This is a genomic window from Wolbachia endosymbiont (group A) of Therophilus tumidulus (genome assembly GCF_964277345.1).
GTDB lineage: Bacteria > Pseudomonadota > Alphaproteobacteria > Rickettsiales > Anaplasmataceae > Wolbachia > Wolbachia pipientis.
In genome coordinates, this window is record NZ_OZ195515.1 from 152,638 (window position 1) to 176,158 (window position 23,521).

General features: G+C 34.8%; 23 protein-coding genes and 1 tRNA gene. 15 read left to right on the forward strand and 9 right to left on the reverse strand.

What is annotated here, in order from left to right; translation table 11 throughout:
• Positions 1-153 precede the first annotated feature (153 nt).
• From ftsH to ACICQD_RS00865, 3 genes are all read right to left on the reverse strand, one after another.
• Entirely contained in the window at positions 154-1,995 is a 1,842-nt protein-coding gene (gene ftsH / locus ACICQD_RS00855) for an ATP-dependent zinc metalloprotease FtsH (protein WP_209473305.1), read from the reverse strand.
• Positions 1,996-2,007: 12 nt separating this feature from the next.
• Positions 2,008-3,303: a tRNA lysidine(34) synthetase TilS gene (gene tilS / locus ACICQD_RS00860; RefSeq protein WP_208571594.1), complete on the reverse strand. Its 1,296-nt coding sequence runs from the start codon at positions 3,301-3,303 to the stop codon at positions 2,008-2,010.
• Positions 3,304-3,487: 184 nt separating this feature from the next.
• Positions 3,488-3,967 carry an OmpA family protein gene (locus ACICQD_RS00865; RefSeq protein ID WP_010081889.1) on the reverse strand — a complete coding sequence of 160 codons (480 nt, stop codon included), beginning with the start codon at positions 3,965-3,967 and terminating at the stop codon, positions 3,488-3,490.
• A gap of 275 nt (positions 3,968-4,242) precedes the next feature.
• On the opposite strand from ACICQD_RS00865, the gene ACICQD_RS00870 reads away from it, so the two are divergent.
• The 5 genes from ACICQD_RS00870 to ACICQD_RS00890 all read left to right on the forward strand — a co-directional run bounded on the left by ACICQD_RS00870 (position 4,243) and on the right by ACICQD_RS00890 (position 9,760).
• Positions 4,243-5,670 carry a carboxypeptidase gene (locus ACICQD_RS00870; RefSeq protein WP_264339690.1) on the forward strand — a complete coding sequence of 476 codons (1,428 nt, stop codon included), beginning with the start codon at positions 4,243-4,245 and terminating at the stop codon, positions 5,668-5,670.
• A 23-nt stretch (positions 5,671-5,693) separates the two neighbouring features.
• Positions 5,694-6,770 (forward strand): rod shape-determining protein, encoded by a 1,077-nt coding sequence (locus tag ACICQD_RS00875; RefSeq protein WP_209473299.1) that lies wholly within the window; start codon positions 5,694-5,696, stop codon positions 6,768-6,770.
• A 202-nt stretch (positions 6,771-6,972) separates the two neighbouring features.
• Positions 6,973-8,085, forward strand: coding sequence for a tRNA 2-thiouridine(34) synthase MnmA (gene mnmA / locus ACICQD_RS00880; RefSeq protein WP_395461468.1), 1,113 nt, complete (start codon positions 6,973-6,975; stop codon positions 8,083-8,085).
• 816 nt (positions 8,086-8,901) lie between these two features.
• Positions 8,902-9,249: an IS630 transposase-related protein gene (locus ACICQD_RS00885; RefSeq protein WP_155968342.1), complete on the forward strand. Its 348-nt coding sequence runs from the start codon at positions 8,902-8,904 to the stop codon at positions 9,247-9,249.
• Positions 9,250-9,277: 28 nt separating this feature from the next.
• Entirely contained in the window at positions 9,278-9,760 is a 483-nt protein-coding gene (locus tag ACICQD_RS00890) for an IS630 family transposase (protein ID WP_231115908.1), read from the forward strand.
• Positions 9,761-9,795: 35 nt separating this feature from the next.
• Here ACICQD_RS00890 and ACICQD_RS00895 read toward each other — a convergent pair.
• Positions 9,796-10,628 (reverse strand): IS5-like element ISWpi1 family transposase gene (locus ACICQD_RS00895; RefSeq protein ID WP_209472412.1). Its coding sequence is split into 2 segments (ribosomal slippage): positions 9,796-10,259 and positions 10,259-10,628, totalling 834 coding nucleotides; the frame shifts between segments, so codons are not numbered across the junction.
• Positions 10,629-10,849: 221 nt separating this feature from the next.
• Between ACICQD_RS00895 and ACICQD_RS00900 the strand changes: the two genes are divergently transcribed.
• From ACICQD_RS00900 to ACICQD_RS00925, 6 genes are all read left to right on the forward strand, one after another.
• Positions 10,850-12,091, forward strand: a complete 1,242-nt coding sequence (locus tag ACICQD_RS00900; RefSeq protein WP_395461469.1) for a hypothetical protein — start codon at positions 10,850-10,852, stop codon at positions 12,089-12,091.
• A gap of 75 nt (positions 12,092-12,166) precedes the next feature.
• Positions 12,167-12,673, forward strand: coding sequence for an inorganic diphosphatase (ppa, locus tag ACICQD_RS00905; protein ID WP_395461470.1), 507 nt, complete (start codon positions 12,167-12,169; stop codon positions 12,671-12,673).
• A gap of 133 nt (positions 12,674-12,806) precedes the next feature.
• Positions 12,807-12,897, forward strand: a tRNA-Ser gene (locus tag ACICQD_RS00910).
• Positions 12,898-13,072: 175 nt separating this feature from the next.
• Positions 13,073-14,218 (forward strand): SurA N-terminal domain-containing protein, encoded by a 1,146-nt coding sequence (locus tag ACICQD_RS00915; RefSeq protein ID WP_395461471.1) that lies wholly within the window; start codon positions 13,073-13,075, stop codon positions 14,216-14,218.
• A 97-nt stretch (positions 14,219-14,315) separates the two neighbouring features.
• Positions 14,316-14,936 (forward strand): oxidoreductase, encoded by a 621-nt coding sequence (locus tag ACICQD_RS00920; RefSeq protein WP_182321079.1) that lies wholly within the window; start codon positions 14,316-14,318, stop codon positions 14,934-14,936.
• A complete protein-coding gene (locus tag ACICQD_RS00925; protein WP_155968432.1) occupies positions 14,920-15,471 on the forward strand; it encodes a 5-formyltetrahydrofolate cyclo-ligase in 552 nt (183 codons plus the stop codon). The genes ACICQD_RS00920 and ACICQD_RS00925 overlap by 17 nt, the downstream gene beginning before the upstream one ends.
• 36 nt (positions 15,472-15,507) lie before the next feature.
• Here ACICQD_RS00925 and ACICQD_RS00930 read toward each other — a convergent pair whose 3' ends face one another.
• The 4 genes from ACICQD_RS00930 to ACICQD_RS00945 all read right to left on the reverse strand — a co-directional run bounded on the left by ACICQD_RS00930 (position 15,508) and on the right by ACICQD_RS00945 (position 18,346).
• Positions 15,508-15,873, reverse strand: coding sequence for a hypothetical protein (locus ACICQD_RS00930; RefSeq protein ID WP_259349223.1), 366 nt, complete (start codon positions 15,871-15,873; stop codon positions 15,508-15,510).
• Between the two features lie 92 nt (positions 15,874-15,965).
• Positions 15,966-16,732, reverse strand: a protein-coding gene (locus ACICQD_RS00935) for an IS5 family transposase (protein ID WP_395461441.1) whose coding sequence is annotated in 2 segments (ribosomal slippage) — positions 15,966-16,405 and positions 16,405-16,732 — 768 coding nt in all. Because the reading frame shifts where the segments join, the coding sequence is not laid out codon by codon here.
• A gap of 52 nt (positions 16,733-16,784) precedes the next feature.
• Positions 16,785-17,396: a hypothetical protein gene (locus tag ACICQD_RS00940; protein ID WP_395461472.1), complete on the reverse strand. Its 612-nt coding sequence runs from the start codon at positions 17,394-17,396 to the stop codon at positions 16,785-16,787.
• 123 nt (positions 17,397-17,519) lie between these two features.
• A protein-coding gene (locus tag ACICQD_RS00945) for an IS5 family transposase (RefSeq protein WP_395461446.1) occupies positions 17,520-18,346 on the reverse strand; the annotation gives its coding sequence in 2 pieces (ribosomal slippage) (positions 17,520-17,959 and positions 17,959-18,346; 828 coding nt in all).
• Between the two features lie 90 nt (positions 18,347-18,436).
• Here ACICQD_RS00945 and elbB point away from each other — a divergent pair.
• Positions 18,437-19,144 carry an isoprenoid biosynthesis glyoxalase ElbB gene (gene elbB, locus ACICQD_RS00950; RefSeq protein WP_209473289.1) on the forward strand — a complete coding sequence of 236 codons (708 nt, stop codon included), beginning with the start codon at positions 18,437-18,439 and terminating at the stop codon, positions 19,142-19,144.
• A gap of 175 nt (positions 19,145-19,319) precedes the next feature.
• On the forward strand, positions 19,320-19,628 hold the full coding sequence (locus ACICQD_RS00955) for a hypothetical protein (protein WP_265038612.1): 309 nt from the start codon (positions 19,320-19,322) through the stop codon (positions 19,626-19,628).
• 2 nt (positions 19,629-19,630) lie between these two features.
• On the opposite strand, the gene ACICQD_RS00960 is transcribed toward ACICQD_RS00955, so the two are convergent.
• A complete protein-coding gene (locus ACICQD_RS00960; RefSeq protein ID WP_155969114.1) occupies positions 19,631-21,178 on the reverse strand; it encodes a peptidoglycan D,D-transpeptidase FtsI family protein in 1,548 nt (515 codons plus the stop codon).
• 20 nt (positions 21,179-21,198) lie between these two features.
• On the opposite strand from ACICQD_RS00960, the gene ispH reads away from it, so the two are divergent.
• The gene (gene ispH / locus ACICQD_RS00965) at positions 21,199-22,128 is read left to right on the forward strand and encodes a 4-hydroxy-3-methylbut-2-enyl diphosphate reductase (RefSeq protein ID WP_395461809.1); all 930 of its coding nucleotides are present in this window, start codon (positions 21,199-21,201) and stop codon (positions 22,126-22,128) included.
• Between the two features lie 639 nt (positions 22,129-22,767).
• Positions 22,768-23,022 (forward strand): hypothetical protein, encoded by a 255-nt coding sequence (locus tag ACICQD_RS07445; protein WP_218914978.1) that lies wholly within the window; start codon positions 22,768-22,770, stop codon positions 23,020-23,022.
• Positions 23,023-23,521: the final 499 nt, after the last annotated feature.

Here is a 23,521-nt window from a genome sequence, read left to right on the forward strand (position 1 = left end):
ACTCACACCTCATTAAACATTAATACTAACTGAATGATAGCATTATTGTGATGAAAATGCAATATTATGAATATTTTAATACAATTTATATTGACAGTTACAATTCTGAATGTTTTATTGCAGCGTTAGCTGATTAGCATTTTTAAGATGAGGTCAACTCTCATAGAGAGAGGATTTTTTTACTTTCTCATTCTTCTCATTTTCTTCTCTAACAATTTTTTTTCCGTTTAGTATATCCTTTATTTCATCTCCTGTTAAAGTTTCAAACTCCAGTAGATTTTCAGCAATAAGCTCTAAGCCTTTCTTATGCTTGGTCAAAATGTCTTTTGCTTTTTCATAGCAAGAAGATATGATTTTTTTCACTTCTTCATCTATGAGCTTTAGCGTATCTTCAGATGTCATATGAGGATGTTGTGGATCTTGCTGCTCACGATTGTGATACACTAGCCCTATCTCATCATTCATTCCACATTTTTTTACCATAGCACGTGCTATGTTAGATGCTTGTCGTATATCAGAAGACGCGCCACTTGTAACTTTATCGTAGCCAAAAATTAACTCTTCTGCTGCCCTGCCACCCATGGCAACAGTTATATCTGCTATCAGCTTTTCTCTTGTGTGGGACACTCTATCTGTTTCCGGTAGTCTCATAACTAAACCTAAGGCCATACCTCTTGGAATGATTGTTGCCTTGTGTATAGGATCAGAAGCAGGCATATTAACCGCAATTATCGCATGACCAGCTTCATGGTATGCAGTCAGTCTCTTTTCCTCTTCTGTCATAATTAGGGATCGTCTTTCTACGCCCATCATTACTTTATCACGTGCATATTCAAAATCATCCATGGTAACAATTTTCTTGTTTCTTCTTGCAGCGATAAGTGCAGATTCATTCACCAAATTTGCTAGATCAGCCCCTGAAAAACCTGGTGTTCCTCTTGCAACTGTTTTCACGTTTACATCTGGTGCTATTGATATTTTCTTTATATGAGTATTTAATATCTTTTCACGCCCATTTATATCGGGTAAAGAAATAGTAATCTGTCGGTCAAAACGACCAGGTCTAAGCAGTGCTGGATCTAAGACATCCGGACGGTTAGTCGCAGCAATTATTATTACACCTTCATTAGACTCAAAGCCATCCATCTCAACTAATAACTGATTTAATGTTTGTTCTCTTTCATCATTGCCGCCACCAAGACCAATGCCACGATGTCTACCCACCGCATCTATCTCATCTATAAAAATTATACAAGGAGCATTTTTCTTGCCTTGATCAAACATATCACGAACACGGCTCGCACCAACACCAACAAACATTTCAACAAAATCAGATCCAGAAATGCTAAAGAATGGCACATTAGCTTCTCCTGCAATTGCACGAGCAAGTAAAGTTTTACCAGTTCCAGGAGAGCCAATTAAAAGGCACCCTTTTGGTATTTTTCCACCTAATATTTGAAATTTTTGCCTTTGTTTAAGGAAATCAACGATCTCTACTAGCTCTTCTTTTGCTTCATCAATTCCAGCAACATCATCAAATGTTACTTTTTTTCCACTAGTCATGAGTCTAGCCCTTGACTTGCCAAAGCTTATAGTTCTGTTGCCTCCCGCTTGTGTTTGTTTAAGAAAGAATAGCAAAAAGCCAATAAAGATAAATGTTGGGACCCATGAGATAAGTAATCCACCAATTACGTTCATGGCAGAATCTCCAGTTGAAAAGGAGAATCTCACTTTTCTATCATGTAAATTTTTTATTAGGTCGCTATATATGACACCGCTTGAATTGAAACTTGAACCGTCCCTGAACTTGCCTTCAATGCTCTGGTTTTTTATGACAATATTTTCTACATCATTGTCTTCTAGTCTAGTTAAAAATTCCGAAAAAGGTATAATTGTTTTACTTTTACCTACATTTCCGCTGAATTGAATATAAGCAACTGAAATAAGAACAATAATTACTAACCAGATCAATAAGCCTTCTAAAAATTTTTTCATTTCTATTTCTAACTAAATACTAATCAAGCTTACCAAATTTTGTTTTATCGTGCTATTAATAATGCATTGAACCTTATCGTCATTGGTATTTTTTCCGTTATAATTTACATCAGGATAAGCAAGCACCTTGCTATCTTTTTGTACTGTAGGCAAAGAGTAGAAAACTTCAGGGCAGCAGTTGTAATCCTTCAGAAATTCAGGAACTTTTTGTGTTTTTTTTAATGGAGCGATGATAACTGAACACCCTTGATTTCCGAGTATTGTGCAGCTAAATCTGTTATCCCATTGGGTAGGTTCATTTAAAGGTAGGTTTACGGTAATTTCTTGTATCCTTGACGATTCTCTAATTATTAAGATATTTTCTCCATACTTTCTTATTTTACACCCAGAAAGTGTACAGTTAACATTACTATCCTTTTGCAATATTCTATTAAATATTGCAATGAGGCTGCTGTACCTTGGTTTATAATGTTTACTGGCAATTGCCATTATAGAGTAAAGAAGAAGCCTCAAGGCTATTTCCTCTGGCAATTGATAAAATTCACTTAGTTTAATTTCAATATAACCAAGATCATGCACATTAACGCAGTCATTAAACGCAAGGCGTGTGTAGTGCATCAACGCTTTTGCAGCTCTTTTCATATGAAGGGCTGTGAGGCATATTCGCTCTGTTAAAATCTCTTGATTATCACTTGCTTTAAGTAAGTTACGGTATAAAGTTCGTCTGTATTTTAAGTCATGATTGCTTCTATCTTCGATCCATTTTAACCGATGAAGCTTAGCGTACTTTTCTATTTCACTACGACTAAAATTTAACAATGGCCTAAATATATAAATACCATTTAGGAAAGACTTGTAGTCCATTGATGATAATCCATCTACGCCACTACCTCGCTCTAATCTTAACAAGAACGTTTCTGCTTGATCATCTTTGTGATGAGCAACAAGTAAATATTTAACATTATTATTTTTACACCACTCTGCTAGTAACTTATACCGTGCTTTTCGTGCCTGTAACTGAATATTGCCTTTAATATTTTGCTTCTCCCAATTTAATATGAACGATTCCTTTGCTCCAAGTTCCTTTGCATAACTTACAACAAAATCAGCTTCTTTTTGAGACTCTGGACGTAATCCATGATTTACTGTTAATGCTATAGGAAGTGAAAGCTTGTTTTTTTTTGCCCAGTTAGTCATTAAGTGCAGTAAGACTATACTATCTACACCACCTGATACTGCAACTGCAACTTGATTGTTATAGAAAGCAAAACTATTAACCACATTTTGAAATAATAACTCTAATTCCATTATGTCTCTTGATGGCCAGACAGGTCAGATCTCTTACGTCATACCGCGACTTATTTGTGGTATATATATATCCCGCTAACAAGCAACGAAATATGACAAATTTGTCCTTTTTTGTCTACCCCAGTGCCCTTTCTTTATGTCATCCCAGTGTTTGACACTGGGATCCAGGTTTTAATGCAAGAAACTATTTCTTTATTCCAGAAAATGAAAATTCCACTCTACGATTTTTAGCATGCTCTTTTTCATATTTAGAATTTCTAGAATCATCTTTTACATTAACCAAAGGCTCAGTTTCACCTTTAGAAGCAGTTTTTATTCTGTTTTCTATGTAGGGTGTACAACTAACCATAAATTTTTTAGCTGCATCAGCCCTTCTAGCGCCTAGCGCAAGATTATATTCATGAGAACCACGGTTGTCAGTGTGACCAGTTAAAGTAACCTTCGCGTCAGGGTTATCTTGTAACACCTCCATTACGTCAAGTAATGCATCTGCACTTACTTCAGCAATACTAGATTCATCATAACCAAAGAAAACTCTTTTATCACCTATCTGCTTAACAACAGAATTTATTTTATTTGTTGTATTTGCTCCTTTTTTTGGGCAAGAACTTACACCAGTAAGTAATAAACAAAAACAGCACATTATAACCAGTCTACTCCACATTACTAAACCTCCATAAATTTTAAATAGTGCGTAACTTTAATTTCAGTAGCTAATATCTCTCCATATTGTAATATAGTCAAGAGAAATAAAATACTAAATACTTTTTCTACAACCTTACAATTAATTTTCCTATAATATGCTGGACTCTGAATAGAAAAATCCAATAAAAGAATAAAAAGTACAATTTTTTATTGTACTTTAAGCAAATATACTTTTAACTTTATTATTAATCTATTACGGTATTAAACAGATGTTTTCTAAAATAATGAACAAATATGCAATCTTATAAGTTTTTAGAGGAAGTATTATATAGGGTAAAGAATATCGAAAATACGCTAAAAGTACTAAACCAAAGCCAATTGAATATAGAGGACAAAGTTGAACAAATGAGTCTTCTAGAAGAAATCAGACATGAAATTATCTCTCATGACGCAATAAAGGAATCATTAGCAGATGCTCTTGGTAACAAAAAAAGTGCAAATACTCAGCAGCTAAAGTTAATAGAGAGAATACATAAAAGCAACAGTGCTGTTCCTATTGATTTAGTAAAGTCTTTATCCAAAGCTAAGGTTGAATGCCAAAATTTATGGAAGCTATCTCATTCTGAAACCAGTAACTTAGAAAAACTAAAAGAACGTTTTACTGATTTAATCACACTCATTCGCGAAGTAGCTTCTATAAAATCGCAGCAATTAAAATGCTCAAAATACGACTCACTGCTTGCTGACTATGACTCTGATATCACAGAAAAGAATATAAGGGAAGTATTCCCCAAGGTAGGCAAATTTTTTAGCGAAAATGTAGATAAAATAATTGAAAAGCAGAAAAAGGATAAGGATAAGGTTACTAATATACAAAAAGTTGCTACTCAGAAACAGATTGAACTTGGCTCATTATGTTTACAGCAAATGGGTATTGCACTAAATGAGATTCGTACTTCTTATTACTACCCTATAGATTATGATGAATCTGATTTTTGTTATGGTTTATTTTCACTTTTACGGCATAGTGGTTATGCAATTTATCAAAAATGTTTAGCGCAAAATTCTATAAGTAGTCCAATTACGAGACATGTTATGTATGAAACTCAAGGGTTATTCATGGAAAGGATGATTGGAACATCCAGAGAATTTATTGAGTTTATTCAACCACACATAAAAGAGAAATTTGCTATAAAAGGCAAAACTAACGAGAAAGTTAGCAGTGTTGAAAATTTGTACTTGATTTTCAATGAAATAAACCTTTCTTCTTTTTTAAAAAATGCAGATGAATTTAGTCTGTTAGCTCATATTATGTTGAGAACTAGGTTAGAACAAGATATAATAAATGGTACATTGGAAGTCAAAGACCTGCATGATGCGTGGCTGGAAGGTATGAAGCACTATAAAATTCCAGTAAAAGCTGAAAATGAGCTAAACACTTATTTTCAAGATGAATATTGGGCAAGCGGTGTTATGGGCTACTTTCCTATAAAAATTATTGCTTTAATTGCTGCTGTGCAGATTTTCTCTTGCGTTAAAAAGAATCATTACGAATCATTAAGTGCTATAATAAAAGGAGATTTTAGTTTACTTATCAGTTGGTTATCTCAAAATATATACAGTGCAAAGTGTGGCCTGGAACTGCTAAAAAAAGTAACAGGTAAGGGTTTAGACGTTGAGTGTGTTACTTACTACTTATCTGAAAAGTATAATTTGTCTTAATAAATGGTTTTCTTGAGTTATGTATGAATTTTGTTCGAAAATTAACCGGAAAGTTTTATAGCCTTTTTACTTTCAAAGGTTTGTTTGCTAGCGATATTGCTATAGACCTTGGTACTGCAAACACTTTAGTTTATCAGAAAAATCAGGGAATAGTGCTTGATGAGCCTTCAGTTGTAGCAAGAATAAAAGAAAAAGGAAGTTACGTTCCTTATGCTTTTGGTAAAAAAGCTAAAATGATGCTTGGGAAAACGCCTGGAGAAATAGAGGCGATAAGGCCCTTAAAGGATGGAGTTATTGCTGATTTTAAAAGTGCGGAAGAAATGCTAAAATATTTCATACGCAGTGCAAACACAAAATTCACTGTTAATAAACCTAATATTATCATATGCGTTCCATCTGGATCCACGCCAGTTGAAAGGCGTGCTATACAAGATGCAGCAGAAAGTGCTGGTGCAAATGAAGTATTTTTAATTGAAGAACCAATGGCTGCAGCAATCGGAGCTGGGCTCCCGGTTACTGAACCTGAGGGTTCTATGATTGTTGATATAGGAGGCGGTACAACTGAAGTTGCAATTATTTCTTTAGGCGGAATTGTTTATTCACGTTCTGCCAGAGTAGGTGGCGATATTATGGATGAAGCAATAAAATCATATATTCGTGAAAATCATAAGTTATTAATCGGTGAAACAACCGCTGAGAAAATTAAGAAAAGCATAGGTTCAGCCAGTCTGCCAGGTGAAAATAACAAAGAGGGAATGATAATTAAAGGCAGGGATTTAGTGAGTGGCATGCCAAAAGAAATGCTTTTATCAGAATACCAAGTTGCAGAGAGTTTAATAGAGCCTGTACATCAGATAATTTCTGCTATTAGGACTGCACTGGAGAGCACTCCACCTGAACTTTCTTCTGATATAGTCGATAAAGGAATAATTTTATCCGGTGGCGGCGGATTATTGCGTAACTTGGGCAAAGTTATCAGTGAAACAACAAAACTACCAGTTCGTGTTGCAGATGACCCACTTTGTTGTGTTGCTCTGGGTAGCGGAAAAGTGCTTGAAAACATGGATTATTTTGGCCATGTTTTATTTAAGCAGGATTAAATTATTTTTAAAGGTAGTTCATCGAATTTTATAGCAAATTTTACCTCAAGCATAAAGATGTCATCCAAGTAGCCAACACTGGGATCCAGAAAAATTGACTATAAACAAGTATGCTGTTTCGATGAAATTGTGTAATAGAAACTAGATTCCAGTGTCAGCTACTTGCATGACACCAAGTTTGTGTTTATAAATTAAGGCGATTATGCTAAAAGAATTTGAAATAGAACCTCTGCTAAAAGATAAAGCTCCGCACCAGACCAAGGCTGTTGTTGCAATGTCCGGGGGAGTTGATAGCTCGGTTGCTGCAGCACTGCTACATAACCTTGGGTACCAGGTGATAGGTGTAACTCTTCAGCTATATGGCACTGATGGCAATGCTAACGCAAGAAAGGGTGCATGCTGCGCTGGACAGGATATTTATGACGCTAAGCGTGTAGCTGAAAGTGTTGGCTTTCCTCACTATATTTTAAACTATGAGGAAATATTCAAAAAGGAAGTAATAGAGGATTTTGCGAGTACCTATATGCGTGGGGAAACTCCCATACCATGCGTGAGATGTAACCAAACGGTAAAATTTCGTGATCTATTGCAAGTTACAAAAAATCTTGGTGCGGATGTGCTCGTAACAGGACATTACGTGAGAAGGTTAGAAAAAAATGGTGAGGTAAAGTTGTGCAGAAGCATTGATAAAAGTAAAGATCAAAGTTATTTTTTGTTTGCTACAACTCAAGAGCAATTGAAGCTTTTGCGATTTCCACTAGGTGGGTTCTATAAAAGTGATATAAGAAAATTAGCAAAGTATTTCAGCTTACAAATTTCTGAAAAGCCGGACAGTCAAGATATATGCTTTGTTTCCGAAAGCTATAGTAAAACAATAGCTAAATTAGCTCCACAATCTGTACAGAAAGGTAAAATAGTGGATGTTAATGGAAAAGTGCTAGGCGAGCACAGTGGCATAGTAAATTTTACAGTGGGGCAAAGAAAGGGCTTGGGTATCGCACACAATGAACCTCTTTATGTGATAAAAATTAATACAGAAAATAATGAGGTTATAGTAGGTCCGATCAACGTATTAATGCAAAAAAAAATATTGATCAAGGAGTTAAATTGGTTAGAACAACCAAAGGAAGGTATGGAAGTAACTGTGAAGCTGAGATCATCACATGCGGGAAGTTTAGCAACAATACATTCAACTGACGAAAAAAATAAAGCCTGTGTCATTTTAAACGACGATTACTTTGGCATCAGTCCAGGTCAAGCCTGTGTAGCGTATAAAGATGAGCAAGTTATCGGCGGTGGATGGATATGCTCTTAACTAAAAGCTTTAATGCAGAGTGTAAACATACAATAGACTTCTTGCATAACCATATAACAGAAACGAAAAAACTTCCTTGACAAACCTCGCCAGCCCCCTTATCATGAAACTGAAGCTATTTATTTATCTTCTCTGTACAGATTAAATGACAAAAAAACTCACGTATCTGGCGTCTCATGTTTAATTTTTTGCACTATGTGCACCTTATGTCTTTATAAAATTTCTAGGTTTTGACCTAACATAAGCTGAAACGCGCTTATAAAGCGTTTAAAACATAAAAAAACGCCAACTTAAAAAATGGATAGTGAATAACTAGCTACCCTAGGGTTTCTTTTGCCTTTTTTTCTGTTTAGTAAATTTCTTAACGTTTATAATTTAGATTAGTTGCGGCTTAAAAGCAGCTAAATCGCGGTTATTAAGTGTTTAGAATAAAAAAACGCCATACTTGAAAGTATAATGTAAGTAATTAGCCAACCACGGGGCTTCTTTTGCCTTTTTTTTCGTTTGGTAAATTTCTTAATGTTTGTAGCTAAACGACAACCGTCATCCCAGCGGGATCTAGAGATACCGCGGCGGTATGACGGTTCGCGGCGGCATAAAGATAAGTCTCGTCATCCCGCTGCGTGTTAGCGGAATCTCTTGTTAGCGCTGCGGCGGTATGACGGTTCGCGGTGGCATGACGATAAGCCTTGTCATCCCGCTACGTGTTAGCGGGATCTATGTTGAGAGATACCGCGAATGAATCGCGGTATGACGGTGTAGATATAGTACTTCCCAAAGTAAATGATAAAGGTATAATAAGCTATTTGAGTTATAATGGCGTATAGTGTGGATTTAAGGGAAAGGGCAGTATCGATGATAGAAAAAGGGAAGTCAAAGGTTGAGGTGGCAGAGCTTTTGGAGATAGGAATAGCAACTCTGTACCGCTGGTTAAGAAAGAAAGCCGCTGGTGAAAGCCTAAGGCCATCGAAAAACGGCAGCTTTATTCGAAAAATAGACCCAAAAATACTCGAAGAATATGTTAAAAAGAATCCAGATCATACGCTGGCAGAGATGAAACAAAATCTTGGATTTGGAATAAATTCAATTTGGTATAGGCTGAAACAGCTAAGAATTACTTTAAAAAAAAGTTACACTATATCAAGAGCGCAATCAAGAAGATAGGCAGCGATTTACCGATAAAATCTCAAAAATAGACCATTCCAGCATCTTATATATAGATGAAGCAGGAGTTGATAATAGGTTATACCGAGAGTATGGACGTGCTCCAATAGGAAAGAAAATTTATGCAGATATTCCAGGAAGAAAACGAGAGAGAATCAGTATAATAGGCGGGTGGATTGGAAAGAGATTTATTGCACCAATGACTTTCAAAGGTGGGTGTGACAAAGAGGTATTCAATACATGGTTAGAGAAGATGTTATTACCTAAATTGCCACATGGTACTACAATAGTTATGGACAATGCCACATTCCATAAAACTCCCAAAACAAAGGAGTTAATAGATAATGCTAGATGCCGTTTGCTCTATCTGCCAACATATTCACCAGATTTGAACCCTATAGAGCATTGTTGGAATACCATCAAAAGCCGCCTCAGACCTTTAATGCATAAATATACAGACTTACAACTTTTGGTTGGTAATACCATAATGGAAATTTATCATTCATTTTAGAAAATACTATAGAGGTTGTCCGGAAACTAGTAAATTCAAGCATATTCCCTCTTTAACATAACCCTACTCATAGCTAGGTATATGAAATTCTCAGTGGATGTTGTGAGTAAATCATACTCCTTCGATAGCCTTCTATTCCTATTAACCCAAGCAAAAGTCCTTTCTACAACCCATCTTCTTGGCTGTACTTTAAACCCTTGTTCTCTTGTTGGTAGTAGCTCAGGTGGCGTATCTTTGTGCACCCAAAATCTACATGGAGGCCTTTTAACAATTTCAATATCTATGTCATATTCTTCCTTTATGTGATTCTTTAAATTTCTTCCTTGGTATCCCATGTCAGCCCACATTTTTTTAACTTTAGTATATTTTGTTCTCATATTGTTTAATGCTATTTTAATACCATCTCTATCATTTTCGTTAGCAGCGCCTACGTAACAACCTAGTATAAAACCCTGAGTGTCTGTAATTATATGCCTTTTTCTACCCTTTACTTTTTTACTTCCATCATAGCCTTTGATCCCCCCTTTTCTGTAGTCTTTACAGATTGACTATCTACTATACAGGCACTCGGCTGCTCATTCCTTCCTATTTTTCTTCTACTATATTTTGTAATTTCATAATTCATTTTCTCAAAAATTCCCTGCTTCTTCCATTGCCTGAACTGCTCATACACAGTCTTCCATAGCGGAAAATCATTTGGTAAATACCGCCATTGACACCCTGTACGCAATACATAGAAAATTGCTTCTAATATTTCTTTTTTGCTATACTTTGGCGGCCTTCCTCCTTTCTTGTATGATACTCTGAAGTGTTTTTCTATTCTTGCCCATTCCCTTTCGCTTAGATCTGTTGGATACTTTTTTCTCATCTTTACCCCGTACTAAAATTTCAGATATTATAGCCTTTTACTTGTTTCCGGACAACCTCTAGTATCCCGCTGCGTGTTAGCGGGATCTCTTGTTAGTGCCGCGGCGGTATAGCTATACCTTTTTCTACTTAGTTTGGGTTATGCAAGAAGTCTAATAACATTTATTGCTATTTTGCCATGTATCCCTTATACTATAAAGTAGAACATTATAGGTTTCAGCAATGATAAAAGAAATTGAAGAACTAATAAAAATTGTTGGTAAGGGTAATTTATTAGAGACGTTATTTATTTTTTTAGGTAGCTTTCAACATGCTGACTTAGATCGTTTTATGGATCACAGGAATCACATAGGTCTGTCTGCATTCATACAGAAGCAAGATGAACAATTAGATTACTATTTTAACTTAAAATTTAGTCTACAAGGGCTGTTTTTAATTTATGCTCTAGCTTATCGAATTCTAAGTGAAAACAATAACCTGAATACTAAAGATGTCATAGATAAAATATATGAAGTTATTAAAGGATCTGAGTTAAATGAATATATAAATGAAGTAGTAGATGGAAGAAAATTAGATTTACTTAACATTTTAGCAAATCCAAAGAGAGAACCAATATTTAAAACAGAAAAAGATTTTGAAAGTAAAGTACTCATTGGTGTTAGAAAGTTGCTAGATGAAGAAACTACATTAAATAAATACGATAGAGAATTTGCATTAAATAAGTGCGTTATCAGCAGCTATTATTCTATTCATCAAGACATAAAAGTAGACAAGGATGTAGTGTTGTTATTTTCTATACTTGTCGACTATCATAAGCTTTCTGAACATCACAAAGAGTCGATAAAAAAAGAAAATTTACCAATAATAGATAACGTGGTCTTTCTCACATATATAACGAATTTAGCTGGATTACTGCAAAGTATTAATCTGAAAGATCAAAATAGAGCCACTAAATATACGCTGAATCGCGAAAAGATAGGTAGCCTAAACAGAACATTTAATATGTTGGCAGATCAAAATAATCAAAATTTTCCAACCTTTAAAAGCATTGGACCAACCTTGAAGCAATTGCTAAAAAACCAGAATAGTGATGAATTTGAACAATTAGTAACAAACCCTAAAAATATATACTACTCAGTGCCACAAAAAGAGAATAAATGTAGGTCAAATTTCATTGTCAGCAAGAAAAAAGAAAAGAACCATAAAAATACAGCCTGTAAACTTATTTTGGGTATGTTTGTATTATCTGTTGGGTTATCTGTTGCTGATTATTTCTTTATGGAGCAAAAATTGTTCAACTCAATAAAAAATGTTTTGCCACAAGACAACCTTACTAACCTGATAGTTGGTGCGGTGCTTACTATTGTAATAGTATATGCTTTATTTCAATTATCACAGAAACCACCACTTTCAACAGTCGATGATGTGCAGAATAAAAAATTAGAACCGCTCCATGCAAAATAAGCTTAGAACTACATAAATGTAGCAACTTAAAAGCACATATTGTATAATGCTTATTCTTAAGTTAAGAGGTAATTTATGAATTTAAGTAAAATAACAGCGGGACCAAATGCGGTGAATGTGGTAATTGAAATAAGTGCAAATGCTGAGCCTGTAAAGTATGAATTTAATAAAGAGCTTGGGTTGTTACAAGTTGACAGATTTTTATCTACCTCAATGACTTATCCTTGCAATTATGGGTTTATACCAAATACCTGCGCAGGTGATGGTGATCCTGTGGATGTTTTGGTGCTAACTCAATTTCCCTTAGCATCTAGTGTTTTAATATCGGTGCGTCCAATAGGCGCATTACTCACTAAAGATGAAAAAGGAGAAGATGAGAAAATATTAGCAGTGCCTGTTTCCAGTGTTGATAGCTATTATGACAATATAAAGGACTATTCTGACTTATCTAAAAACCTACTAGATAAAATTGCTCATTTCTTTTCTCATTATAAAGATCTAGAAAAGGGAAAAACGGTAACAGTTGGAGAATGGGTTGGTGTGGAAGAAGCAAAGAAAATCATTGAAAAAAGCAGAAATTAGTTTGCATTGATTTAGCCTGGAATTACAGTTATTCTGGAAAATGTTGTTGTTTTTAATGGGTAAATATTGCAATTAAAAGCATTAGACAGGCGGTAGAGGTCTTGGTATTATATAATCTTTAGGTTCTAAATTTGGAAGGGTGGCCGAGCGGCTGAAGGCGGCGGTTTGCTAAACCGTTATACGACCCAAAAGTCGTATCGAGGGTTCGAATCCCTCTCCTTCCGTATACTGTTTTAGCACGGTTTAAATTCGCTATATTAGCATGTTTTTAGCCTGTTTACCAGCGTACCTGATTTTGTTGCAATGGTTTTTATTTCCATTGTCACTGAGATCACTATTAAAAAGTTGGCTAGCATTGACTCAGTATTTATTATAGAATTGGTTATTAACTTTACTTGTATGTATAAAATACTAATCTTACTGTTAATAGTGTTGCCACTTAGGTTGCTTGCAACCGAGATTGAAATTATTGCGGATGTAAATGGCGAGCCAATTTCAAATTTAGATATCGAAAAGCGCATCAACTTTATAAATTCATTGTTTGGCACTCAAAGTGTTAATCAAAAAGAAGCAAGGCCTCAAGTTCTTAGGGAGCTAATAGACGAAATTATCATTATCAATGAAGCACAGAGGCTGAATATAAAATTGAGCAACGAGGAGTTAGATAATGCTATTATGTTATTTTTAACCCAAAGTTTTAAACTTAAGGCTAATGAAGTTGATCAATACATAGAGAAGCATAATATAGATCTTGGTATTTTAAGAAAACAAATAAAATGTCAGTTACTGTGGAGCAAAATTATTGAAGTAAGAATTGTGCCATTTATTAATATAAGCGATAAAGAAGTAGATGATGTAAAAAGGCAAACAGAAAAGCCGGATTATCTTATCACGTTCCAAGAGTTTATAATTCCTGATCAAAAAGACAAGGACGTTTATGGTATAGCTGAAGATTTAGTAAAAAAATTACGCAACAGTGATAACCCAGAATCTCCAATAAAGATGCGTAAAGCAACAGTTAATTTAAGTCAGCTAAAAGGAAAACTCAAGAGCGTTTTAGAAGGATTAGAAACCAGCGACATAGCAGGTCCATTCAGTTTCAGTGAAGGTTACTCCGTTATAAAAGTAATAGATAAAGTACAACTTAATCATGCACTGCTGGAAAGCACTTTAAAATTAAAACAGATTGTGGTTGAAGGTTCAGAAAGTTTATTAGATAATCTCAAGGAGAAAAAGGTCAGTTGTTTAAATTTTGATAAATTGGCAGATAATTTTAAGCTGCCAAACGCAAAAGAATTTGAAATAAAAATGCGAGATTTAAATCCTGATTTACAGATTTTATTTAGTAAAACAAGTGTGAATGAAATAGTAGAATTGAGAGAAAATGGCACTGCAAAGTTGATGATGTTGTGTGATATCAAGAGTAATGTAGCGGGTATAGAAGCAATCAAACAGAAAATGTACCAACAAAAGATTATGATACAAAGCAACTTGTTATTAGATGATATGCGTAAAAATGCAGCTATCAGTTATCGGTATAGTTGAAGTCAGAGAGTGTTCTTGTCTTTGTGTATAGAACTATATAAATTACTTTGTTCTATAAAATTTCAAAAAATTTGAACAAATGCAGTTAAAATAGCACATGAAGAATATAATGCTAATTGGTGGTGGAGTTGGAAATGCAGTGTTATTTTCGATAGGGAAGGCATGTCTTGAAAATAATAACAAGGTTTTGTACTTTGCTGGCTATAAGAAGTTAAGTGATGTATTTAAACGAGCACTGATAGAGCGTGCATCAAATGCAGTAGTTTGGGTATGTGAAGAAGGATTGATAGAAACAAGCAGAGATCAAGATAAATCCTTTCATGGTAATATAGTTGATGCAATAGTCTCTTATCAACAAGGAAGATTAGGTATTAATTTGAACGTTATAGATAAAATTATCACTATTGGTTCTGACAAAATGATGAAAGCTGTGAATGAAGCTAGAAAAACAATTTTAAAGCCATATCTAAAATCAGGCCACATAGCGATATCATCAGTTAATTCTCCTATGCAGTGTATGATGAAAGAAATCTGCGCTCAGTGTGTGCAGCAACATATAAATGCGAAAACAGGAGAAAGGAGTTTTGTTTATAGTTGCAGTAATCAAGACCAGGATATGGGGTGTGTTGACTTTGACTTTTTAAGTGAGCGCTTGAAGCAAAATAGTTTACAAGAAAAACTTACTGCAAAATGGATAGATCATGTTCAAAGATATTAAACAGCACAAAAAGGAAATAAGAGAGCAATATAGAGCTATAAGAAAAGATATTGATGAAAGTTATTCCAGTTATGCGGCAAATTCCCTTATTAATCTCTTTAATCAGAACTTAAGCTACGTTAAAGGCAAAACAATAGCAGCTTACATTCCAATGGATGAGGAAATAGATGTTGTGCCTTTGATGCATAGTTTACTCGATTTAGATTATAAAGTAGCAATTCCTAATAAAAATAAGTTACTAAAATTTGAGGAATGGAACGAAACAAATGAAGATGTAATTCCCGACACAATCATTACTCCTGTTATTGCTTTTGATGATCATTTTAATAGATTGGGTTTTGGCGGTGGTTGGTATGATACAATGATAGAAAAACTGCGGCCACTTGGAAAAATATTTATAGGTGTAGCCTATGAGAAACAATATTGTAAAGATTTACCTGTAGAAAAACATGATCAAAAATTGGATATTATAATCACTGAGATGTGTGTTAGATGTGGAAGTGGATTGCTCAAAAAAGTGGATAAAAAAGAATAGATCTCTACCTTTTCCATTCCCTCCCTCTCCAAGCCATCAGAGGGTTTTGGTTTCTCCTGTACTCGCTTGTTCAGAACTTGGACTATCTAATTGAGGAACTGGTGACTTCATTTGGTTAACTTTATCATTAACCATTTTTTCTACCTCCTCTATTTTACCCTCACCAATGGCCATAATTTTAGATTGAAATTTCTCCATAAGTTCCTCAAGTGCTTCCTTATCACTTTCATAAGTACTAGTACCTTTTTCTCTAAGCTTTTTCATGTCATCTTCTGAAAAATTTTGAATAGTTCCATTCTTTACTAACTCTTGTATAGCAGATCGCTGCCCTTCATTTTGAAGCATGCCTATGACCTTTGCTTTACTCTGGGCGTTTTTTATTTTTTCACCTTCTTCGGACATATTATAGCCTATAATCTCTTGAGCCAAACTGTTGTATAATTTACTAAAGTTATCTTTTTTTGGCCCAACCTCAGAACCTGTCTTGAAAGGAACTAAGCAGCTAATTTAGCAAGCATAATAGTAATCATATTAAAGGAGATATTAGTTTTTGAAGTAAGAGGAGAATGCTCATAATCCTTGCTCATACGTCTAAAATTGGAAAGCCAAGCAAAAGTTCTTTCAACAATCCACCGTTTAGGAATAACTTGAAATCCTACAGCATCAGCTGCTTTTTTAGTAATCGTCAATAAACATCCTGTTTTCAATAAACAGTAATTTTGCAATTTACCAATATATCCCTGATCAGCGAGAAACCTTTGTAGCGTTGGAGCTTTTCGTTTAGCTTGAGTAAAAAGATTTAGAGCACCATCACGATCTTGAATGCCTGCACTATGAACATCAGCTGTAATAATTAGGCCTATTGTATCCACAATGATGTGACGTTTTCTACCCTTTATTTTCTTGCCAGCATCATATCCTCTGGATCCCCTTTTTGAGTGGTTTTCACTGATTGACTATCAATTATTCCTACCGAAGGTATTTCATTTTTGCCAACCATTTTTCTTACCTTTTTTACTAACATATCGTGTATTTCTTCCAATTTGCCACTATTACGCCACCTGAGAAAATAATCATACACCGTTTTCCATGGCGGAAAATCTTTTGGCAGCATTCTCCACTGGCAACCACCTTTCATTATATATCTTATTGCATTAATAATTGTTCTAATATTGTGCTTTCTTGGCCGTCCTACTGCACCTTGTGCAACACTTGGCTCCAAAATTTCCCATTCTTTGTCACTTATATCACTTGGATACATTTTTACCTACTATTTTTTACTTATCTCATCATATTCTCTTTCTCATTTCTTTTCAAGACAGGCTCTCAGGCAATTTATCCCCTAAATTTTTAGATAAACTTTTCACTGCTTTTCCTGCATCAATCGCACCTTCTTTTATTTTTTCCCCTGCCTTTACTATACCTATTCCTGCATAACGTGCTCCAATACCTACAAGTGCTATTAATGTAGCAAGCACAATAAGTGGAGAAAATGCTGCTCCTAATACCATTACGGCAGAAGCTATTCCAATTTTTTTATTTGCAGATGCTGATTTAAAATAATTGACTAGATTGTCCAGTGGACCTTTATTATTATTTATAACATTACTTATTGCTTGCTGATTAACAGATTTTAACGCCTCTTCTATTATTTTTGAGTCAACATTTTCAGAAGTTAAACCTTCAAGCGCTTCTTCAATGAATTTTATAAATAATTCTTTGTTGACCTCCTTTTGCAAGCCTTGGTCATTAATCGCTAAACCTAAATCTTTGAGGTTCATCCCTTTAACTTGTTCTGATAGGGTTGTAAATAACTCTTTTTTCCCCTCTTGTGAGGATTGTGCAATACTTTCTATTATATCTGAAATAGCTTTTCTTAGTTCTGGATAGTCAGTGTCAAAAAACATACTATTGCTAGATTCCATATTCAGCTTCGTTGATTATAAATATGCCTAATTATACATACTAATCATTAATTATATTATAATTGATATAACATACCCCTTTCCAAATATAGAATTTGTATTAAAATAGACCTCTTTCGAAACTCATATAGACAGCTCAAAATTGTGAATTCCTGCTATTAAATTGAATCTCAAGCCAAAACGTTTTCTCCGATTGCGGTATCTGTCTGCAATAATTTTGAATCTTTTTAACAGACCAATTACATTCTCAACTACTACTCTTTTGCTTGCTAGCTCCCGATTTTCTACCTTTTTTTCCTTAATTAAGGGACTCTTTTTCATCCTTCTGTGTGGCAACTCGACATTTTTGTGAATTTTCTGAAAACCTCTATAGCCAGCATCGGCTAAAACTTTTATACCTTCTGATACATGCACTTTTGACTCCTTGAAAAGCCGAAAGTCATGCTTTCTCCCGTTTGAAAATGACGTACAAATAATTTTCTTGCTCTTCTTTTCTGCAATTATTTGTGTTTTTAGCGTATGTTTTTTCTTCTTTCCTGAATAAAATCTTTTCTGCTTTTTTTTGGTCTCTCTACAGGTGTTTCCGTTGCATCAATCACCAAAATCTCATATTTCACGTCGCTTTTTAGGAGTTCTTTTCGTCCTGGCAATGCGAAATCTTGGTGTTGTATTAGAGTATCCTCTACCCATTTTACAGTTTTATATGCCGTACTTTCACTTACTCCATAACTTTGACTTATGTGAAAATATGTACGGTATTCTCGTAAGTATTCTAATACCATGAGCAGCATATTCTCCTCGTTTAGCTTATTTTTCCTTCCTCCTTTGGCTTTCTTTTTTTTATTTTCTTCACATAAAATCCCTACCATTTTGTTAAATGTTGATCTCTTTACTCCTGTTAGTCGACGAAACTCCCCTTTATCGAGCTCTTTCACTATTTCATACTTCATTTCTCCTTACCTCAAAATTACTATTTTTACTGCTTTATCCTAGTTTCGAAAGAAGTCTAATATCTAGATTATATGAAATCAAGGTACTTTATGGGTGAAAAAAAATTAAAAGCTGCTGTGGTCTTATCAGGGTGTGGTCACCTTGACGGTGCAGAGGTAAGAGAAGCGGTTTTAAGTTTGCTTGTGCTTGATCAGCAGGAAGTGGATGTTAAATGCTTTGCACCTGATATCAATATCACACAAGTTATGAATCATAGAACAAAAGAGGCAACAAAAGAAAAAAGGAATGTACTTGTGGAAGCAGCAAGAATCGCAAGAGGCGAAATATATGACTTAAAAGAAGCCAAAGCTGAAAATTTTGACATGCTAGTTGTACCTGGTGGATACGGGGTTGCGAAAAATTTATCTGACTTAGCTGAAAGTAAAGACATGGTGACAGTAATGCCTGAATTTGAAAGATTAGTTTCAGAATTTTTTGTTACAAAAAAGCCAATAGGAGCGATATGCATATCTCCAGCCATCATTGTTTCAATTTTAAGTAGCAAGATAGGTAAAGAAGAAAGTAAGGTTAAGGTAACTATAGGAGATGACAAAGAACAGTTGATAGAAAAGCTTGGCGGCGAACACATAAAGTGCGATACAGAGTTATCAATAGAAGACGAAGAACATAATGTATTTTCCTGTTCTGCTTATATGCGTAGCGACGAAAGTACATACTCTGTATATCAAGGGATAAAGCATATGATTGACAGCATGGTAAAAAAGATTAACAAAAAAACTAAACAGCCATTCCTATAAGGTGTACTAAATAAGACTTCTCTATTAATCACACAATTAACTGTTGAATTTTACATTTCTAGCTGTATTATGGCTACGTAACTAAAGTAACTTAGGTTTATCGACGCTTTACTACTTGTTAGCGGTGTGGTGTAGTGGCCATATATGTTTAGTTCTTTTTTTTAAGGTATTTTGTATGTCAGATCTTTTCTATATTGAAACTACGTGTTGTGTGGACGGTCAGTGTGATGTCTATACAGGGGAAGTGAGTTTTAATGATGTCATGTTAGGCAAGTTCAGTCTAAATTCGTGCAGCGGGAAAGAAGCTATGATAAATCTAGACATTATTACATTCGATATTAATATCGCTGTTGATGGTCAAAATGGAAAGACAATAAAAAAAGACCTTAAAGGTCTTGAATTTGTAACTAAAGATGATGGTTCTTGGTATATTAATAAGGATTTTGGTGATGATAAATTTGAAGTTGTAGTAAAGCAATCATAATTTTACATCTCAGGTGTAACATTTAGTATAGGCGCTATTCTATTTATAATGTTCTTTACTATAGGCGCAGCAATTATTCCCCCGGTATGGTGCATCCCTTGAGGCTCATCAATAGCAATTAGCACTATGTACCTTGGGTCAAGCATAGTTAGCACTCCTATAAATGATGCTATGTTTGCATCTTTGCTATATTTACCATCTACAACTTTTTCCGCCGATCCAGTTTTTCCTCCTATTGAATATGCCTTTATTTTTGCTTTTCTGCCAGTGCCATCTGTTACTGCTGCACGTAATAATTTTCTCATTTCCCTGGAAGTTCTTCTTGAGATAATTTGCTCTCCTATACTTCTTTTATTCAACATCAAGGTTGCGTTATGAAATATCCCATTGTTGATTAATGCTGCTGCAGTTTGTGCAAGATGTATAGGAGTTACAGCTATGCCATAACCATAAGATGCTGTTATTAAAGTGTTTTCACTCCATTTATCCGGGATTATCGGTGTGGATTTTTCTGGTATTTCTATTTTCAAAGGAGAAAATAGCTTCATAGCTTTAAAGTATTCTACCTGTTTTTCAATACCTAGTTTGACTGCAATTTTTGCTGCACCAATGTTGGATGATTTTACAAATATATCTTGCACAGTAATTTTTGGAATTTTAGATTTATGAAAATCCTGAATTTTATACTTTCCAATGGTGATTGGTGTTGATACGTCATATAAATCGCTAGTTTTTGTAGCGTTCGCATCAAGCGCTGCGGCTATTGTAAAGTATTTTAATACCGACCCCATCTCATATACCCCAAGACTGGCGCGATTAAACTTTTGTACGTCTTCTGCCTTATTCTGTAAGTTGGGATTAAAATCAGGTAGGCTGACCATCGAGATGACTTCACTATTTCTCACATTTAAAACAATTCCTACTCCGCCAAGTGCCTGATATCTGCTTACAGCTTTAGTTAGCTCTTCATGCACTATGCTTTGCACTCGTGTATCTAAGGATAGTATTATGGGCTTTTCTTGCTCATTGTTTTTACTTATATACGCCTCAACTCCTGCAATACCATTGCCATCTATGTCAGTGTAACCAAGCACGTGTGAAAATAAATTACTGTGAGGATATATACGCTTTATGTCGTCATAAAAATTTACTCCTGGTACACCAGCGTTTTTGATCGCTAGTAATTCTTTTGGAGTCAAGTGCCGCTTTATCCAAGCAAATTTCTTTTCTGAAGTAAGTACTCTATATAAGTTCTTGTATTCGAGGTCATGCAAAGTAGAACACAGTTGTGCTGCTATACTTTCCGGATTCTTTACTTTGGTTGCATCTATATATAGTGATGTTGTGGGCACATTTGTTGCTATTACCACTCCATTTCTATCTAAAATATCAGGTTGTTTATGTACTATATTATCTTTTCTAAAATTTTCTGAAGTAGTAGGTTGATCAAATGTTAAAGAGAATATGCGAAAAATAATTATTATATAAAATATAAATAATGGTACTATAAAACACAGTGAGCGGAGCTTATTTTTAAGTAATGCTTGCATATTTACTTGATTTGACAAAAATGGAAATCATCTTAGCTGAACCACGAGGTTTTTGTGCCGGGGTAAAAAGAGCTGTGGACATATTAGCTATTACTTTAGAAAAATACAAAAACGAGCGCCAAGTTTATGTGCTACACGAAATTGTTCACAATAAATATATAGTAGAGGACTTTAAGAAACAAGGAGTGGTTTTTGTAAGCAGTATCGAGGAAATTGAAGATAATGAAGGAATACTGATCTTCAGCGCGCACGGAGTATCAAAAAATATAGAAGATGAGGCAAAAAGAAAGGGTATTCAAGTGATTGATGCAACATGTCCTTTAGTCAACAAAGTGCATAAAGAAGCAAAAAGGTATGAAAACAGTGGTAAAGAATTAATTCTCATTGGGCATGAAAACCATCCAGAAGTTAAGGGAATTAGGGGAAGAGTAAACAATCCTATCATTTTAGTGCAAACTTTGCAGGATGTATATGATTTAAAGGTTAAAGATCCAGATAATTTGTCTTATGTTACACAAACTACGTTAAGCATCGACGATACTCGCGACATTATTGCTGCCCTGAAATTAAGGTTTCCAGGCATAACAGGTCCATATTTAAAGGACATATGCTATGCAACACAAAACAGACAAAATGCTGTTAAAAAGCTGGCTGAAATTGTAGACATGGTATTAGTTGTAGGAAGTAAAAATAGCTCAAATTCAAACCGCTTATTAGATCTGTGCACTGCCAGAGGAAAAAAAGCCTACTTGATTGATAATTACAGCTGTGTGAATAAAAGCTGGTTTCAGGGCGTAGAAAAGATAGGAATCACTGCAGGTGCTTCCGCTCCTGACATATTAGTTGATGAATTAATAGACTACCTAAAAGTAAACCTGAGTGTAAAAATTTCAGTTATGCCAGGTGGTATTATTGAAAATGTTCAGTTTAAAATACCGAATCTGGTTTAAAACACAACTTATCTACTAAGCTTCTCTTGAAATCACACAAACCAGCATCTATAGCTAAGACGTCATGCCGCGATTCATTAGACTTCTTGCATAACCATATAACAAACTTTTATTGGAAATAGAAACGAAAAAACTTGCTTGACAAACTCCGCCAGCCCTCTTATCATGAAACTGAAGCTATTGTATTTGCTTTCGCCAATCTGCAGATTAAAAGGTAAGGATTACTTAATGTATCGGCGTCTTATGTTCAATTTTTTGCAGTATATAGATACTGTATGTCTTTACAAAACTTCATCTACATCTAGATTTTTATCTAAATAAGCTGAACGCGCTTATAAAGCGTTACAAGACATCAAAAAATGCCAATACTCGACAGAGATAGTAAAAGACTAGCTAACTCGGGGATTCTTTGTCTTTTTTTCTGCTTAGTAAATTTCTTAAACATTTGCAGCGTAAGTTAGTTGCAATTAAAAGCGGCTGAATCTCGCTTGTCAAGCGTTTAAAACATAAAAAACGCCAATATTTTAAAGCGGATAATAACCCCAGGGCTTCTTTTGCCTTTTTTTTCGTTTGGTAAATTTCTTAAATATTTACGGCTAATATGAAGCTAAGTACGAACTTTGTTAAACACAACAAATGGTGTCATTCCAGTCTGGAATCCAGGAAAAAGAATGGTGTCATCCCAGTGCCCAAACACTGGGATCCAGTTTTCTTTACAAATTCACCAAAAGTGTTTCATTCTATAACATAAAACCCATACTCACCAAATCCAATGCATTACTTGCAATTAAGTTTCCTGGATCCCAGTGTCTGGGCACTGGGATAACAAAGGAGGACGTTATTCCAGTGCCAAGCACTGACCATTTCTGGTCTCTTAAATTGCAACTAATCTAAGTATTAAAAAATTTACCAAGCGAAAAAAAAGGCAAAAAAAGCCCGATGGTTGGCTAGTTACTTACATTATACTTTCAAGTATGGCGTTTTTTTATTCTAAACGCTTAATAACCGTGACTCAGCCGCTTTTAAGCCGCAACTAATCTAAATTATAAACGTTAAGAAATTTACTAAACAGAAAAAAAGGCAAAGAAACCCTAGGGTAGCTAATTATTCACTATCCATTTTTTAAGTTGGCGTTTTTTGATGTTTTAAATAGCGTATTTCAGCTTGTGTAGCTAGAAATTTGATAAAGACATGAGGTGCACATAGTGCAAAAAATTAAGCATGATTTACGCCAAATACATTAAGTTTTTTTGTCATTAATCCACTGCAGAGATTGCGAAGATAAATAAATAGCTTCAGTTTCATGATAAGGGGGCTGGCGAAGGGTGTCAAGGAAGTTTTTCGTTTCATCCAATGCGCTGCCAAAAGTTTGTTATGCAAGAGATCCCATAAA